Source organism: Streptomyces sp. cg40 (genome assembly GCF_050320165.1).
GTDB lineage: Bacteria > Actinomycetota > Actinomycetes > Streptomycetales > Streptomycetaceae > Streptomyces > Streptomyces hokutonensis.
Genome location: NZ_CP190128.1, coordinates 1563911 through 1579048, shown reverse-complemented (window position 1 = coordinate 1579048; position 15138 = coordinate 1563911). Strand labels below are relative to the sequence as shown.

Sequence of the window (15138 nt, the reverse complement as noted above, 5' to 3'; positions counted from 1 at the left end):
GTCTTTCCTTGGAATGACGGCCCCGTGAAGCCGATGCACCGGCGTTGTCACAGGGGTCGACCATAATGGAAAGCCTGACCGACTCCACCTGGAGGCATCGTGACCGGAATCCGTACCCTGAGCTCCGGGCTCCGCGCGCTGCAGCCCGCGGCCTTCGGCGCGGACCCGAGCGGCGAGCGCCTGGCGCGCATCCGCAGATCGCCCCACTTCAAGGACGGGGTGTTCCAGAACCCCGGGGGCAACACGAACGTCCGCCCGTCCGGCGGCACGATGCGCGAGATGGGCAAGGCCTACCTGGACAAGGAGGCGCGTGGCCGCCGCGCCCCCGACGGTACGCTGCCCGTGCACGCCACCACCCTCGCCGACCTGGCCAAACCCGCCGCCACCGGGCTGCGCCTGACCTGGATGGGCCACTCCAGCGTGCTCGCGGAGATCGACGGCCACCGGGTCCTCTTCGACCCGGTCTGGGGCGAGCGCTGCTCCCCGTTCCCGTTCGCCGGCCCCAAGCGGCTGCACCCGGTGCCCCTGCCGCTGGCCGCCCTCGGTCCGGTCGACGTCGTGGTCATCTCGCACGACCACTACGACCACCTGGACATGCCCTCGATCAAGGCGCTCGCCGACACGGACACCCTGTTCGCCGTGCCGCTGGGCGTCGGCGCCCACCTGGAGCACTGGGGTGTCTCCCCGGACCGGCTGCGCGAGCTGGACTGGAACGAGGAGACCAAGGTCGGCGGCCTCACCCTGACCGCGACCCCGGCCCGCCACTTCTGCGGCCGGGGCCTGCGCAACACCCAGCACACCCTCTGGGCCTCCTGGGTCGTCGCCGGTGACGAGCACCGGATCTACCACAGCGGTGACACCGGCTACTTCGAGGGCTTCAAGGACATCGGCGCCGCGCACGGCCCGTTCGACGCGACGATGATCCAGATCGGCGCCTACAGCGAGTTCTGGCCCGACATCCACATGACGCCCGAGGAGGGCATGCGCGCCCACCTCGACCTCCAGGGCGGTCAGGCGCACGGGGTGCTGCTGCCCATCCACTGGGGCACGTTCAATCTGGCGCTGCACGCATGGGCCGAGCCCGGCGAGTGGACCGCGGACGCGGCACAGGCGGCCGGCCAGGCGGTGGCGACCCCGAGGCCGGGCGAGCCCTTCGAACCGGGCGCCGAACTGACGACGGACCGCTGGTGGCTGCCCTACGGGGGCACCATCACGCGTCCCTGGCGGGGTGCCGGGCCGGTGGGGACGGAGTCCGAGCCGGAGTCGAAGGCGGCGGCGACCCAGGCGGAACTCGACCTGGCGAACGAGCGCTGACACGGGCGGCGATCCCCTCGACGGCGTCGGCGGCGGGTCCGCCGCGTCGTCGAAGGGGACGTCTCACCGCAGGGCGCGGAGCTGTCGTACCCCCGTGTAGGTCCCCGTCGTGAGGGCGAGCACCAGCAGGGGGAGTCCCAGGAAGATCACCGGATTCACCCAGCCCGGCACCAACTCCGTGCCCACGCCGCCCGACGTGACGCACTGCGCACTGACCGGCAACGTCAGCCGCGTCACGACATGATCGCCCGCCGCGCCCTTCGCCGCGCACATCTGGTCCGGGTCCAGGACGTAGAACCCCGACATGGCGCCCCACGTGTACGCGCCGAGCGCCGCCGAGCCGGCCATCACCGCCACCAGCGCGCAGGTCCCGGCGCTCGGCAGCCGCCACCACCCGCTGACCGGCAGCCGATGGCAGGCCCGCCAGACGAGTCCCACGGCCGCGGCCACGAACACGAACGGTGTCACGAACGGCGAGAGAACCAGGATCAGAAACAGAAGAGACGCCACTCCTGTCCGGACAGCACAGGGACAGGATCGGTTCCGCACGCTCAGCGGACGCCCTCCCGCGGACACTGCCTGTGACGTGCCGGTGCTGCGGCAGAGGGCCGGACGGGTCCCCCGAAATCGCTCGTCCGACCCGGCCGCCGGGCTCAGGGCGGGCGAACGGCCGAGCCGGACCGCATCGAACTCCCCGACCCCCGGCGCCCGTTCATGACCGGTTCCGATCAGGCGCGATCGATTCTTTGTCCTTCTTTGGTGCACGGCCGTCGTAGTTATCGGTCTGTCGTGCGAGGCCTCATACCAGAGCGGGACGCTCCCCGGGGGACTTTGTCAACTGCCCACCGCACCTGATGCGTTGACGACTACTGTGAGTGTCCGCCGGGCGACGCAGGGCCGATTTTTTCGGCTCTCCCGACCGGCACCGCGATGGCGTATGCCCGAATCGCGCACCCCGCGCGAGCAAACAGGCCCGACGCACCAGTACGAGGACGCCGATGTCTCAACTCCGTGCACCGGCCGCACGCGCAGACCGCCGTGAGGGCGGCCGGCACGGGCGACCGGCCGCCCGCCCCGTGCCCGCGCTGCCCGAGACGCACATACGGTCCCAGCTCCTGCGTCTCGCCGTGCTGCCGCCCGTCGCGGTCGCGCTGAGCGCCAGCGCGGCCGTCCTGTTCACCGTCCGCTCCACCGGCGCACGCACCGGCCTCACCCTCTGGAGCGTCCTCGCCGGAGCCACCGCCGTGACCTGCGCGGGCATCCTGATCGCCGCCGTGGCCGCGGGCCGTGCGGCCGGTTCCGTCAGCGACCGCATCGGCGCCCTGCGCCGCGACAGCGCGCGCGGCGAGGCCGATCTGCGCGAACTGGTCGAGGCGCTGCGCCGCGGCGAGGGCCCGCCCCAGCGCAAACCGCGGAGCCGGCCGCCGGGGGACGCCGACGACTTCGATCTGCTCGCCGCCGACCTGGCACGCGCCCACGACGGCGCCGTCACCGCCGTCGTCTCCGCCTCCCAGCTCTCCAGCCAGGCCGGCAGCGAACAGAAGGTCGAGGTCTTCGTCAATCTCGCCCGGCGCCTCCAGTCCCTGGTGCACCGCGAGATCTCCATCCTCGACGAACTGGAGAACGAGATCGAGGACCCCGACCTGCTCAAGGGCCTCTTCCACGTCGACCACCTCGCCACCCGGATCCGCCGCCACGCCGAGAACCTCGCCGTCCTCGGCGGCGCCGTCTCGCGCAGACAGTGGAGCAACCCGGTCTCCATGACCGAGGTGCTGCGCTCCGCCATCGCCGAGGTCGAGCAGTACTCCCGCGTCAAACTCGTGCCGCCCATCGACGGCACCCTGCGCGGCCACGCCGTCGCCGACGTGATCCACCTGCTGGCCGAACTCGTCGAGAACGCCACGGTGTTCTCCGCCCCGCACACCCAGGTCCTGCTCCGCGCCAACCTCGTCACCTCGGGGCTCGCCATCGAGGTCGAGGACCGCGGACTCGGCATGCCCGTAGGCGAACAGAGCCGGATGAACGCCCTGCTCACCGACCCCGACCAGGTCAACGTCGCCAGCCTGCTGGCCGACGGCCGCATCGGCCTGTTCGTGGTCTCCCAACTCGCCCGCCGCCACGGCATCCACGTCCGCCTCCAGACCAACATCTACGGCGGCGTACAGGCCGTACTCGTCGTACCGCAGGCACTGTTGGGTACGGCAGCGGGTGCCCCCGGAGCCGTAGGGCAGCCGGAGGACACCATGGGCGGGGGGCGGCCGCTGCTGCCTCCGCAGCAGTCTCCGCAAGGTGGGACGGGCGGGGCCGAGGGCGGCCAGCGGGCCGCGGACCGGCGGGGGGCACCCGCGGCGGCGCCTGCCGCGCCGGGGCGGCCCCAGCGTGAGTCCGGGGCACCGGGGCGGCATCAACGGCGGGACACCGCACCGCCCGTCGCACCGCCCGTCGCGCCGGTGTCGAACGGCAGCGGACCGGTGCCGCTGCCGGTGCGCGGCGCGCACACGGAACGTGCCAATCCGGCGGAGGCCGTACCCGGCATCCGGCCCGACGACCGGCACACCGTGGCGACGAACACGGCCACACCGCCCGTCCCGCGAGGCGGCGCGGTCCGCGGCACCATGGGCAAGCCGCCCCAACTGCCCCGGCGCCGCGCCCAGGAGCACATCGCACCCCAGCTCCGCGGCGGCCCCGCACCCCGCCAGGACTCCGAACAGGCCGCCGGCCACGACCCGGGGCTGATGGCGGCCTTCCAGCGCGGGATCGGTCTCGCGGAGGCCCGACAGCACATGGAGGCAACGGAGTTGGCGGAGGGGGCCGACATGGCGTCACCACATGTGGATGTGCCGCATGCGGAGGGGCTCATTGATGTCCCGCACATGGAGTCGGCCCATATGGAGTCGGCCCATATGGAGTCGGCCCACATGGAGACGAACCACACGGACTTCCCGCGGTCGACCGAGGTGCACACGGGCGGGGTCTACATGAGCGCGCCTCCCATGGGCTCCGACCACACCTCCGCAGCCCATACGGAAGTGCCGCCCCTCACCCTCGCCCCCCACATGGACGCGGCGCCCATATCCGAAGCGCACGCGCACACGCCCGGTCACGACCTCACCGCCCGGCACGACGGGAGCGCATCAGCCGGATGACCACGCACGCCCCCACCCCCACCGTCACGCCCCCGCGCACCCCCACGACCACGGCGTCCCACCGCCCCACCCCCACCCGCGCTCCCGCAGACCTTCGTACCCCAAGGAGTCGATCCACCATGGCGAGCGACGCGCCGACCGGCCATGTATCCGATCTCGACTGGCTGATGAGCGGCCTCGTGCAGCGCGTACCGCACACCACCAGCGCGGTACTGCTCTCCTGCGACGGCCTCGTGAAGTCGGTCCACGGCCTCGACCCCGACAGCGCCGACCACATGGCGGCCCTGGCCTCCGGCCTGTACTCCCTCGGCCGGAGCGCGGGTGTCCGCTTCGGTGACGGCGGGGACGTCCGGCAGGTCGTCGTCGAACTCGACTCGACGCTGCTGTTCGTCACCACCGCCGGCTCCGGCACGTGTCTCGCTGTGCTGGCGGGCCGCGAGGCCGACGCGGCCGTGCTGGGCTACGAGATGGCGATGCTGGTCAAGAGCGTCCGCCCCTACCTCGTGACCGCGCCCCGCCAGCACGCCGTCGAATCCCCTGCGATGAGGCCTTGAGCGTGGCGACGGCCGGCGACGGGCCCTGGTTGGACGACGCGGCCGGACGTCTTGTGCGCCCCTTCACGGTCAGCAACGGCCGTACCCGGCCGTCCGTCGCGCTCGACCTCCTGTCGCAGGTGATGGCCACCGGCGCCACCCCCCTCGGCTATCTCGGCCCCGAGCACGCGCAGGCGCTCGACCTGTGCCGCGCGCCCGTCTCGGTCGCCGAGGTCGCCGCCCACCTGAAGCTGCCGGCGGTGGTCACCAAGGTGCTGCTGTCGGACCTGGTCGACTGCGGGGCGCTGACCACCAAGCCGCCCGAGTTCCACCACAACCCCACTGACCGGTCTCTTCTGGAGGCAGTGCTCGATGGACTACGACGACAGCTCTGACTACGAGAGCGGCCACGATCCCTTCCCCACCGCACTGAAGATCCTGGTGGCGGGCGGCTTCGGCGTCGGCAAGACGACCTTCGTCGGCGCGGTGAGCGAGATCGCGCCGCTCAGCACGGAGGAGCTGCTCACCACGGTCAGTGCCGCGACCGACGATCTCGAAGGCATCGAGAACAAGGTCGAGACGACCGTGGCGATGGACTTCGGCCGGATCACCCTCGACCCGGAACACGTGCTCTATCTGTTCGGCACGCCCGGACAGGAGCGGTTCTGGTTCATGTGGGACGAACTGTCCGAGGGCGCGCTCGGCGCGGTCATCCTCGCCGACACCCGGCGCCTGGAGGAGTGCTTCGCCGCCGTCGACTTCTTCGAGCAGCGCGGCCTCGGATTCATCGTCGCGATCAACGAGTTCGACGGCTCCTACCGCTACGACCCCGAGGAGGTGCGGGCCGCCATAGATCTCGACCCCGGGATCCCGGTCGTGCGCTGCGACGCGCGGATCTCCAGTTCCGGGGTGCAGACCCTGCTGACCCTCGTACGCCATCTCATCGAGCACGCCCCGGCGCACGCGCCGAGCCATGGTGCCCACATGTGATCCCCGCACACCCTTCACGGAGTTCCTTTATGCCATGCGTCCACAGGGACGGAGTACGCCCATGAGTTACGACCCGCCGCGTCCGGCCGGTCGTCTGCTGCTCACGCCCGAGGACAAGGAGGCGCCCCAACGGGTGCGACGGCTGCGGGGGTTGGGCCTGGGGGAGCACCCCGACCCGGCGCTGGACGCCTTCGCGGACCGGCTCGCCGAGCTGACCGGGGCGCCGTACGCCATGGTCAACTTCCTTGACGAGAACCGGCAGTTCTTCGCCGGTCTGCACACCCCGGGAGGTGCGGGCCCGGCCCGGCCCACCACGGGAGGCGAGCACGCCAAGCCCGAGGTGGGGCGACAGATGGCGCGTGAATATGGGTTCTGCCCCCATGTGGTGGTCAGACGTAAAGCGCTGGTTCTTGAGGATGTCTGCGACTATCCGCGGTTCGCGGGCAATCCGGTCGTCGACGAGTTCGGCATCCGTGCCTATCTGGGGGCACCGCTCATCGACTCCACGGGGATGGTGCTGGGCACAGTGTGTGTCGTCGACACGGAACCGCGGCCCTGGGGGCGGCCGGGGCTGGAGACGATCAAGTCGACCGCGGCGGAACTGGTGGCCCGGCTGGAGCGCCTCGGCGGTCCATAGCCGACCGGTCGTATAGTTGCCGTATGGGCAGGACAAGTGATGCCGGAGAGAAGATCCTCGCCGCCGGGCGGTCGCTTTTCGAGGCGCGCGGCTACTCGGCGCTCGGAGTGGCCGAGATCTGCCGCGCGGCCGGGGTGCCCAAGGGCAGCTTCTACTACTTCTACGAGTCGAAGGAGGCCCTCGCCCTGGCCGTCGTCGACGAGCACTGGGCGGAGCAGCGGCGGGAGTGGGCCCGAGTCCTCGGTGGGGATGCCGAACCGCTGGAGCGGCTGCGGCGGCTGTTCGAGGAGACGGAGGCCGGACTCAGCGCCGGACAGCAGGGCTGCGGCACCGTACTGGGCTGCCTGTTCGGCAATCTCAGCCTGGAGATGAGCAATCAGACCGAGGCCGTCCGCATCCGGCTCCGGGAGATCTTCGACGCCCAGGTCGAGATGGTCGACACCGTCGTCACCGAGGCCCGCGACCGCGGGGACGTCACCGTCACCGACACCCGGGAGGCGGCGCGGTCCGTGGTCGCGCAGTTGGAGGGCCAGGTGATGTTCGCCAAGCTCTACAACAACACCGCACGACTGAGCCCCCTCTGGGCCAACTGCCGCGCCCTGCTGGGCGCGAGCGCCGCTTGAACGGCGGCCGGTGCCGGTGGGCGGGGTCGGTCCGTCGATCGCGCCGGGCGCCGAGTGTCGTACGACCACGGCCTGGTGCGGGGAGCCGGTCCACAGGGTGGTGGCGAGGACTGTCGGGCGACTGAGCTCTCTGTTGTGCGTCAACTGCTGTGTTCTGCTCGGGCCGAGTCCGTCTGATCGGCGGTCGGCATCTGTGGGTGCGTGTCGTACGGCCGCTGTCCGGTGCGAGAAGTCGGTCCACAGGGTGGTGGCGAGGACTATCGGGCGACTGAGCCCTCTGCTGTGGGTCAACTGCTGTGTTCTGCTCGGGTCCACCTCGCGCCTGATCAGCGGCCCGCGTCGGTGGGTGCGGTCCGCCGCGCCTGCTCCGGCACGGACTGTCGTACCGCCACCGCGTGGTGCGGGAAGCCGGTGCGCAGGACGGCCGCGGCGACGGCCGCGGCGAGGACCACCGCGGCGGCCAGGAGCAGGGCCGGGCGGTAGCCGTGGCGCAGCAGTGGGGCGACGGCGAGCGGGCCGAGGATCTGGCCGACGGAGTAGCCGGCGGTCAGCAGCGCCACCGAGCGCGGGAAGCGCAGCTGGGTCCCCGTGGCCAGGGCGAGGGTGCTGACGCCGATGAAGGTCGCGCCGAACAGCAGCGCCGAGAGCAGGGCCGCGGCCACCCCGCCGATCAGCGCGGGCAGCGCGATGCCGACCGCCTGGATCACCAGCGCCATCAGCAGCAGCCCGGGCCGCGACCAGCGGCGGCCGAGCCGGGCCCAGAACGCGGAGGACGGTACGGCGGCCAGTCCGACGAGCACCCACGCGCCGCCGCCGATCCAGCCGGGGGAGCCTTGTGCGATCGCCGCGACCAGGAAGGTCCCGGCGACGATGTAGCCGACGCCCTCCAGGGTGTAGCTGATGAACAGGGCGGCGAAACGGCGGTCGACCGTCGGGACAGGGGCTTCCGACCTGTGCGTGGCCGACATGTGGTCTGCCGATACATGCGCGGTCGACGTGTCCTCCGACGGCATGTGCGCCGACGGCATGTGCTCCGACGACATGTGCTCGGCCGACACATGGGTGGCCGACATGGACTCCTTCGACATGGGCGCGGCCGACACAGGCGCGGCCACCACCTCCGGCCGTAGATTCCACGAGGCCGCCGCCAGGACGGCGGCGAGCGCGGCCGATGCCCACCACGCGGTGCGCCAGTCCGCGACCGGGCGCAGGGCGAGGACCAGGAGGCCGGAGAGCGCGATGCCTGCGCCGACACCGCCGAAGCCCCAGCCGGGCAGGTGCGGCGGGTGGTCCTGGAGGTGTCCGAGGAGCGAGTTGACCGCGACGACGAAGATCAGCGCGCTCGCCACGCCCGCCAGCAGCCGCAGTACGAGCCACACTTCCGTGCTGTGCGTGGCGGGCATCGCGGCCAGCGTGCAGATCAGCAGGACGAGTGAGCCGCGCAGGGTCGCGCGGGAGCGGACCAGGGCGGGGGCGAGGGTGCCCGCGAGCGCGCCGACGAGGTAGCCGACGTAGTTGGCGGTGGCCAGGTGGGCGCCGGTGTCGGTGGACAGCCCGGCCTGGGCGTGCATCAGCGGGAGGATCGGGGTGTAGACGAAGCGGCCGACCCCCATGCCCGCCGCGAGCGCCGCGGCGACCCGGACGACATGCGCCCAGGGGGACCGGAGGGGGCCGTCCGCCGGGTGCGAAGGGACCGGGGTGCTTGGGTTCATGACGGCGAAATCCCTTGTAGGCGGGGTGAGTTACTCCGCATGTCCAGGGTCGAGGGAACCGGTGCACTGGGGCCCATGACGCCGAATCCCCTTGTATGCGAAGCGAGTTGCTCCGCATGCCAGGGGCGGAGGGGCGGAGGGGCGGGAACGCCCGAGTTCCTGACGGTGAAATCCCTCGAAGCCAGGGCGGCCTACTCCGCAGATCCGGGATCGTTCGGGTGCGGTTCCAGCGGAGTGACGGCGAAGGTCATCCACGGGGCGAGGGGCAGCGTGCCGAGCACCTTCTCGTGGAGCTGGTCCTCGTCGTCGGCGAGCCAGATGCCGATGCTGCGCCGTTCGCCGACCGGGCGCCACAGCCGTCCCAGGTGGCCGGCGGCGGCCAGCTCGCGGGAGCGGACGCCCTCGGCGGCGCGGCGCCGGTCGACCTCCTCCGGCGGGGTGCCCTCGGGGACGGTGGTGGTGATCTCGACCAGGAACTCTCGCATGACCTCGCTCCGTTCGGGCCCGCCCGGCAAGGCGACAGGGTGCCGGGTCTCCATGCCCTCATCGTGGCCCGGGACCGGCGCGGGCGCCACGACGGGCTCGCTCCCTGCTGAGAGTTCCGGCCTCCCAGCCCGCGTAGCATGACGGGCGTGGAGCTGCGCCAACTGAGGTACTTCGTCGCCGTCGCCGAGGAGCTGAACTTCGGCCGGGCCGCCGACCGCCTCCTGATCGCGGGACCCTCCCTCTCGCAGCAGATCAAGGCCCTCGAACGCGATCTGGGCGTACGGCTCTTCGACCGCGACCGCCGCTCGGTCTCCCTCACCCCGGCCGGTGCCGCGCTGCTCCCGCACACCCGCGCCCTGCTGGAGCGCGCCGACGACCTGCGGCGCCGGGCCGGCCGGCTCGCGGGCTCGGAGGCGGTCCGGCTCGGCTACGTCAACTGGCTCCCCGCGGACCTGACCGCGCGCACCGCGGGTGTGGCCCAGGTCCATGTGGACGCCTGGATCGCGCCCTCGCACACGCAGGCCGCCCGGGTCGCGGACGGCAGCCTGGATCTCGCGGTGTGCTGGGTGCGGGACGAGGACCTGAAGCGGCACGGCCTGCGGGCCCGGCTGCTCGGCGCCGACCGGCTGTACGCGGTGGCCACGGGCACCGACACCGGTGACGTGCGCGCCCGGGACACCTCCGTCCTCCTCGACGACGACACCCAGTCCTGGTCGTCCTGGAACGTCTACGCCGAGGAACTGGCCAAGGACACCGGGGCGCACGCGGTGGCGATCTCCGACGGCGGGATCACCGGCCCCGCCTTCTTCGACCACGTCCGCCGCAGTCGCCGCCCGGTCGTCAACTCGCCCAAGGGGCAGACCACTCCGCTGCCGCCCGACCTCGTACGACGCGAGGTCGTCGAACCGTCGGTCCACTGGACCTGGTCCCTGGTGTGGCGCGAGGGCGAGACGCGTGCCGCCGTCCTCGCCGTCGTGGACGCGCTGTGCGGCGGCGTCGGCGACCTCGGACTCCGGGCCCCCGACGCCTGGCTGCCCGCGGGCGACCCGCACCGCTGACGTGGACTGGGAGGCCAGGCCTCCCAGCAGCGAGGATTCCGGTCCTGGGAAAAGCTGCTCTGACCTTTGCTTCTGTATCTCCGGATCGCCTACGTTCACACATAGGCGACCGGTCGGCTAGTGAATCGATCGACCGGGAGCACCAAGGCAAACACCACCACTTCGGAGAAGGTCGTCATGAGCACTCGGAACCAGAAGGTCGCGATCGTCACCGGCGCCTCGCAGGGCATCGGAGCGGGCGTCGTCGACGCCTACCGCAAGCTCGGTCACGCCGTCGTCGCCACCTCGCGCACCATCGCCCCCGCCGACGACGCGGACATCCTGACCGTCCGGGGCGACATCGCCGACCCGGCCACCGCCGAGCGGGTCGTGGCCGCCGCGATCGAGCGGTTCGGCCGGATCGACACCGTCGTCAACAACGCGGGCGTCTTCGTCGCCAAGCCCTTCACGGACTACACGGCCGACGACTACGCGAGCGTGCTCGGCATCAACCTCGCCGGGTTCTTCCGGCTCACCCAACTGGCCGTTCCGCACCTGCTCGCCCAGGGCGGCGGCCACATCGTCAGCGTCACCACCAGCCTGGTCGACAACGCGGACGCCCGCGTCCCCTCCGTCCTGGCCTCGCTGACCAAGGGCGGAATCCAGTCCGCCACCAAGTCCCTCGCCGTCGAGTACGCCACCCGGGGCATCCGCGTCAACGCCGTGTCGCCGGGCACCATCAGGACCCCGATGCACGCGGAGGAGACCCACGACTTCCTCTCCGCCCTGCACCCGGTGGGCCGGATGGGTGAGGTGAGCGACATCGTCGACGCCGTGCTCTTCTTGGAGAACGCTCCCTTCGTCACCGGCGAGATTCTCCATGTCGACGGCGGCATGAGCGCCGGTCACTGAGAAAGGTCGACGGAGATGAACAGCGGCAACGACGACGAACTCGTCCTGCGCGGTGTCCTGGACCCCTGGAAAGCGGCCGTGGACGCCCACGAGCCGGAGCAGGTGGCCCGGCTCTTCACCGAGGACGCGATCTTCCAAGGGCTGCACCCCTACGCCGTCGGCCGGGCGGGCGTCGCCGAGTACTACGCCTCCCAGCCCCTCGGTATGAAGGCCGCCTACCAGGTCCTGGAGACCCGCCGGTACGCCGACGATCTCGTACTCGGTTATCTGGACACGGAGTTCACGTTCACCGACCGGCCGCCGGTCGACGTCAAGCTCGCCGTGCTGGTCCGGCGGCTGGGGGAGGGCTGGCACATCGCCCACTACCAGGTCTCGCGGCTGCCCGGGTGACAGGTGTGAAGGAAAGCTGCGACACCGCTTAAGAAAACCTCGATGGACCAGGGTGTTCCGGTAGGGCAGATTGCTAGCAGAATCCACCCCTCACCCCGGAACGGGCTCGTCCGGCATGCCCGGACCGAGCCCGGCCCCGGGCCTCACGCACAGGAGCCGTAGCGTTGAAGGCGCTGGTCAAGGAGAAGGCGGAGCCCGGGCTGTGGCTCGTGGACGTCCCGGAGCCCGCCGTCGGACCCGGCGACGTGCTGATCAAGGTGCTGCGCACCGGGATCTGCGGCACCGACCTGCACATCCGGGCCTGGGACGGCTGGGCGCGGCAGGCGATCAGCACGCCGCTCGTGCTCGGGCACGAGTTCGTCGGCGAGGTGGTCGGCACCGGCCGGGACGTCGCCGACATCGCCGTGGGTGAACTGGTCAGCGGCGAGGGCCACTTGGTGTGCGGAAAGTGCCGCAACTGCCTGGCCGGCCGCCGCCACCTGTGCCGGGCCACGGTCGGGCTCGGCGTCGGCCGGGACGGTGCCTTCGCGGAGTACGTCGCGCTGCCCGCCGCCAACGTGTGGGTGCACCGCGTCCCCGTCGACCTCGATGTGGCCGCGATCTTCGACCCGTTCGGCAACGCCGTGCACACCGCGCTGTCGTTCCCGCTCGTCGGCGAGGACGTTCTGATCACCGGTGCGGGGCCAATCGGCCTGATGGCGGCGGCAGTTGCCCGGCACGCCGGCGCGCGGAACATCATGGTGACCGACGTCAGCGAGGAACGCCTTGCCCTGGCCCGCAAGATCGGCGTGAGTCTCGCGCTCAACGTGACTGACGCTCAGATCACGGACGGGCAGCGGGAGTTGGGTCTGCGCGAGGGCTTCGACATCGGCCTGGAGATGTCCGGCCGCCCCGAGGCGATGCGCGACATGATCGCCAACATGACCCACGGCGGGCGCATCGCCATGCTGGGACTGCCCTCCGAGGAGTTCCCCGTCGACTGGTCCCGCGTCGTCACCTCGATGCTCACCATCAAGGGCATCTACGGCCGTGAGATGTTCGAGACCTGGTACGCGATGTCGGTGTTGCTGGAAGGCGGTCTGGATCTCGCGCCCGTGATCACCGGCCGGTACGGGCACCGCGACTTCGAGGCGGCGTTCGCGGACGCGGCGAGCGGCCGCGGCGGCAAGGTCATCCTCGACTGGACTCTGAGTTAAGGGAATTGATGATGTTCGACTCCGTGCGCGACGACCTCCGCACCACCCTCGACGAGATCCGCGCCGCCGGACTCCACAAGCCCGAGCGCGTGATCGGCTCCCCGCAGTCCGCGACGGTGAACGTCACCGCGGGCGGCCGCCCCGGCGAGGTCCTCAACTTCTGCGCCAACAACTACCTCGGCCTGGCCGACCACCCCGAGGTCGTCGCCGCCGCCCACGAGGCCCTCGACCGCTGGGGCTACGGCATGGCGTCCGTGCGCTTCATCTGCGGTACGCAGGAGGTCCACAAGGAGTTGGAGGCGCGCCTTTCCTCCTTCCTCGGTCAGGAGGACACGATCCTCTACTCCTCCTGCTTCGACGCCAACGGCGGTGTCTTCGAAACCCTGTTGGGCCCCGAGGACGCGGTGATCTCCGACGCCCTCAACCACGCGTCGATCATCGACGGCATCCGCCTCTCCAAGGCCCGCCGTTACCGGTACGCCAACCGCGACATGGCCGACCTGGAACAGCAGTTGAAGGAAGTCGCGGGCGCCCGGCGCAAGCTGATCGTCACCGACGGCGTCTTCTCCATGGACGGCTACGTCGCCCCGCTGCGCGAGATCTGCGACCTCGCCGACCGCTACGACGCGATGGTCATGGTCGACGACTCCCACGCCGTCGGCTTCGTCGGCCCCGGCGGCCGGGGGACCCCCGAACTCCACGGCGTCATGGACCGCGTCGACATCATCACCGGCACCCTCGGCAAGGCGCTCGGCGGCGCCTCCGGCGGTTACGTCGCCGCCCGCGCCGAGATCGTCGCGCTGCTCCGCCAGCGCTCACGGCCGTACCTCTTCTCGAACACCCTCGCCCCGGTGATCGCCGCGGCGTCGCTCAAGGTGCTCGACCTGCTGGAGTCGGCGGACGACCTGCGCGTCCAACTCGCCGAGAACACCGCCTTGTTCAGGCGCCGGATGGCCGAGGAGGGCTTCGACATCCTCCCCGGCGACCACGCCATCGCGCCCGTGATGATCGGCGACGCGGCGGTGGCCGGCCGGATGGCGGAGCTGCTGCTGGAGCGGGGCGTGTACGTGATCGGCTTCTCGTACCCGGTCGTCCCGCAGGACAAGGCCCGTATCCGGGTCCAGCTGTCCGCCGCGCACTCCACCGAGGACGTGAACCGCGCGGTGGACGCGTTCGTCGCGGCGCGCGCCGAACTGGCGGGCTGAGCGGGCCGTGGCGGTGACCGCCACGGACATATTGCGATAATCGGTCCCATGATCGAAGCGCGGCGGCTCCATATCCTCCGTGCGGTGGCAGACCACCGCACCGTGACGGCGGCGGCCGCCGCGCTGTACCTCACCCCCTCGGCGGTCTCCCAGCAGCTCGCCGCCCTGGAGCAGGAGACCGGCCACCGCCTGGTCGAGCGCGGCGCCAAGGGCGTACGGCTGACCCCGGCCGGCGAGATCCTGCTCGGCCACACCAACGTGGTCCTGGCCCAGCTGGAGCGGGCCGAGGCGGAGCTCGCCGCCTACAGCTCGGGCGAGGCCGGCACGGTGACGGTGGCTGCGTTCGCGACGGGTATCGCACAGGTCGTGGCACCGGCAGTGGTCCGACTCTCCTCGCTCGCGCCCGGCATCCGGATCCGCGTCCAGGACGCCGAGGGCGACGCGAGTGTGCCGATGGTGCTGGACCGGCAGGTGGATGTCGCGGTCGCCGTGGAGTACCGCGGCGCCCCGCCCGCCGACGACCCCCGCCTCATCCACGTCCCGCTCTACGCCGAGCCCTTCGACGCGGTCGTCCCGCTCGCCCACCGCCTCGCCGGCGCCGACGAGGTCCCCCTCGCCGAACTGGCCAAGGACCCCTGGATCGGCCCCTACCCCGGCAACCCGTGCCACGAGGTCGTCGTCCTGGCCTGCGAGAGCGCCGGATTCCAGCCCCGCCTCGAACACTCCTCCGACGACTTCAGAGCCGTAGTCGCTCTCGCGTCTGCCGACGCGGGAGTCGCCCTCGTCCCCCGCTCTGCCCTGCGCGGCATGGACCTGACGGGAGTCGTCGTCCGGCCTGTCGACGGGGTGGCACCGACCCGCCGGGTCTTCGCGGCCGTACGACGCGGCACGGAGGAGCATCCGCTGATCCGCCCGGTCCTGGACGCGCTGGCGGAAGTGGCCCGGACGTAACCTCGC

At 71.5% G+C, this 15138-nt stretch carries 16 protein-coding genes; 13 read left to right on the top strand and 3 right to left on the bottom strand.

Going from position 1 to position 15138, the window contains the following annotated elements; all coding sequences use genetic code 11:
* The first annotated feature begins 99 nt into the window (after positions 1-99).
* Complete coding sequence (locus ACQHII_RS07030; RefSeq protein ID WP_427918422.1) at positions 100-1314, top strand: MBL fold metallo-hydrolase; 1215 nt, start codon at positions 100-102, stop codon at positions 1312-1314.
* A 63-nt stretch (positions 1315-1377) separates the two neighbouring features.
* On the opposite strand, the gene ACQHII_RS07025 is transcribed toward ACQHII_RS07030, so the two are convergent.
* Positions 1378-1782, bottom strand: a complete 405-nt coding sequence (locus ACQHII_RS07025) for a hypothetical protein (protein WP_427918421.1) — start codon at positions 1780-1782, stop codon at positions 1378-1380.
* A gap of 530 nt (positions 1783-2312) precedes the next feature.
* Between ACQHII_RS07025 and ACQHII_RS07020 the strand changes: the two genes are divergently transcribed.
* The 6 genes from ACQHII_RS07020 to ACQHII_RS06995 all read left to right on the top strand — a co-directional run bounded on the left by ACQHII_RS07020 (position 2313) and on the right by ACQHII_RS06995 (position 7243).
* Positions 2313-4460, top strand: a complete 2148-nt coding sequence (locus ACQHII_RS07020) for a sensor histidine kinase (protein ID WP_427918420.1) — start codon at positions 2313-2315, stop codon at positions 4458-4460.
* Between the two features lie 119 nt (positions 4461-4579).
* On the top strand, positions 4580-5014 hold the full coding sequence (locus tag ACQHII_RS07015) for a roadblock/LC7 domain-containing protein (RefSeq protein WP_019069670.1): 435 nt from the start codon (positions 4580-4582) through the stop codon (positions 5012-5014).
* Between the two features lie 2 nt (positions 5015-5016).
* Positions 5017-5388 (top strand): DUF742 domain-containing protein, encoded by a 372-nt coding sequence (locus ACQHII_RS07010; protein ID WP_019062160.1) that lies wholly within the window; start codon positions 5017-5019, stop codon positions 5386-5388.
* On the top strand, positions 5366-5983 hold the full coding sequence (locus tag ACQHII_RS07005) for a GTP-binding protein (RefSeq protein WP_355920057.1): 618 nt from the start codon (positions 5366-5368) through the stop codon (positions 5981-5983). Before ACQHII_RS07010 ends, ACQHII_RS07005 begins: the two co-directional genes overlap by 23 nt.
* A 61-nt stretch (positions 5984-6044) precedes the next feature.
* Positions 6045-6620 carry a GAF domain-containing protein gene (locus ACQHII_RS07000; protein WP_427918419.1) on the top strand — a complete coding sequence of 192 codons (576 nt, stop codon included), beginning with the start codon at positions 6045-6047 and terminating at the stop codon, positions 6618-6620.
* 23 nt (positions 6621-6643) lie between these two features.
* Positions 6644-7243: a TetR/AcrR family transcriptional regulator gene (locus ACQHII_RS06995; protein ID WP_427918418.1), complete on the top strand. Its 600-nt coding sequence runs from the start codon at positions 6644-6646 to the stop codon at positions 7241-7243.
* 326 nt (positions 7244-7569) lie between these two features.
* Here the strand turns inward: ACQHII_RS06995 and ACQHII_RS06990 are convergent, their stop codons facing one another.
* Together ACQHII_RS06990 and ACQHII_RS06985 are read right to left on the bottom strand one after the other, a co-directional pair.
* Positions 7570-8955, bottom strand: a complete 1386-nt coding sequence (locus ACQHII_RS06990; protein WP_427918417.1) for a YbfB/YjiJ family MFS transporter — start codon at positions 8953-8955, stop codon at positions 7570-7572.
* A gap of 191 nt (positions 8956-9146) precedes the next feature.
* Complete coding sequence (locus ACQHII_RS06985; RefSeq protein WP_427918416.1) at positions 9147-9440, bottom strand: muconolactone Delta-isomerase family protein; 294 nt, start codon at positions 9438-9440, stop codon at positions 9147-9149.
* 138 nt (positions 9441-9578) lie between these two features.
* Here ACQHII_RS06985 and ACQHII_RS06980 point away from each other — a divergent pair, with 138 nt between their 5' ends.
* The 6 genes from ACQHII_RS06980 (at position 9579) to ACQHII_RS06955 (ending at position 15132) form a co-directional block, all read left to right on the top strand.
* Entirely contained in the window at positions 9579-10499 is a 921-nt protein-coding gene (locus ACQHII_RS06980; protein ID WP_427918415.1) for a LysR family transcriptional regulator, read from the top strand.
* A 177-nt stretch (positions 10500-10676) separates the two neighbouring features.
* On the top strand, positions 10677-11390 hold the full coding sequence (locus ACQHII_RS06975) for an SDR family NAD(P)-dependent oxidoreductase (RefSeq protein WP_427918413.1): 714 nt from the start codon (positions 10677-10679) through the stop codon (positions 11388-11390).
* 15 nt (positions 11391-11405) lie between these two features.
* Positions 11406-11780 carry a YybH family protein gene (locus tag ACQHII_RS06970; protein WP_427918412.1) on the top strand — a complete coding sequence of 125 codons (375 nt, stop codon included), beginning with the start codon at positions 11406-11408 and terminating at the stop codon, positions 11778-11780.
* A gap of 164 nt (positions 11781-11944) precedes the next feature.
* A complete protein-coding gene (tdh, locus tag ACQHII_RS06965; RefSeq protein ID WP_427918411.1) occupies positions 11945-12976 on the top strand; it encodes an L-threonine 3-dehydrogenase in 1032 nt (343 codons plus the stop codon).
* An 11-nt stretch (positions 12977-12987) separates the two neighbouring features.
* Positions 12988-14181 carry a glycine C-acetyltransferase gene (locus ACQHII_RS06960; protein WP_427918410.1) on the top strand — a complete coding sequence of 398 codons (1194 nt, stop codon included), beginning with the start codon at positions 12988-12990 and terminating at the stop codon, positions 14179-14181.
* Positions 14182-14229: 48 nt separating this feature from the next.
* On the top strand, positions 14230-15132 hold the full coding sequence (locus ACQHII_RS06955; RefSeq protein WP_427918409.1) for a LysR family transcriptional regulator: 903 nt from the start codon (positions 14230-14232) through the stop codon (positions 15130-15132).
* Positions 15133-15138 lie beyond the last annotated feature (6 nt).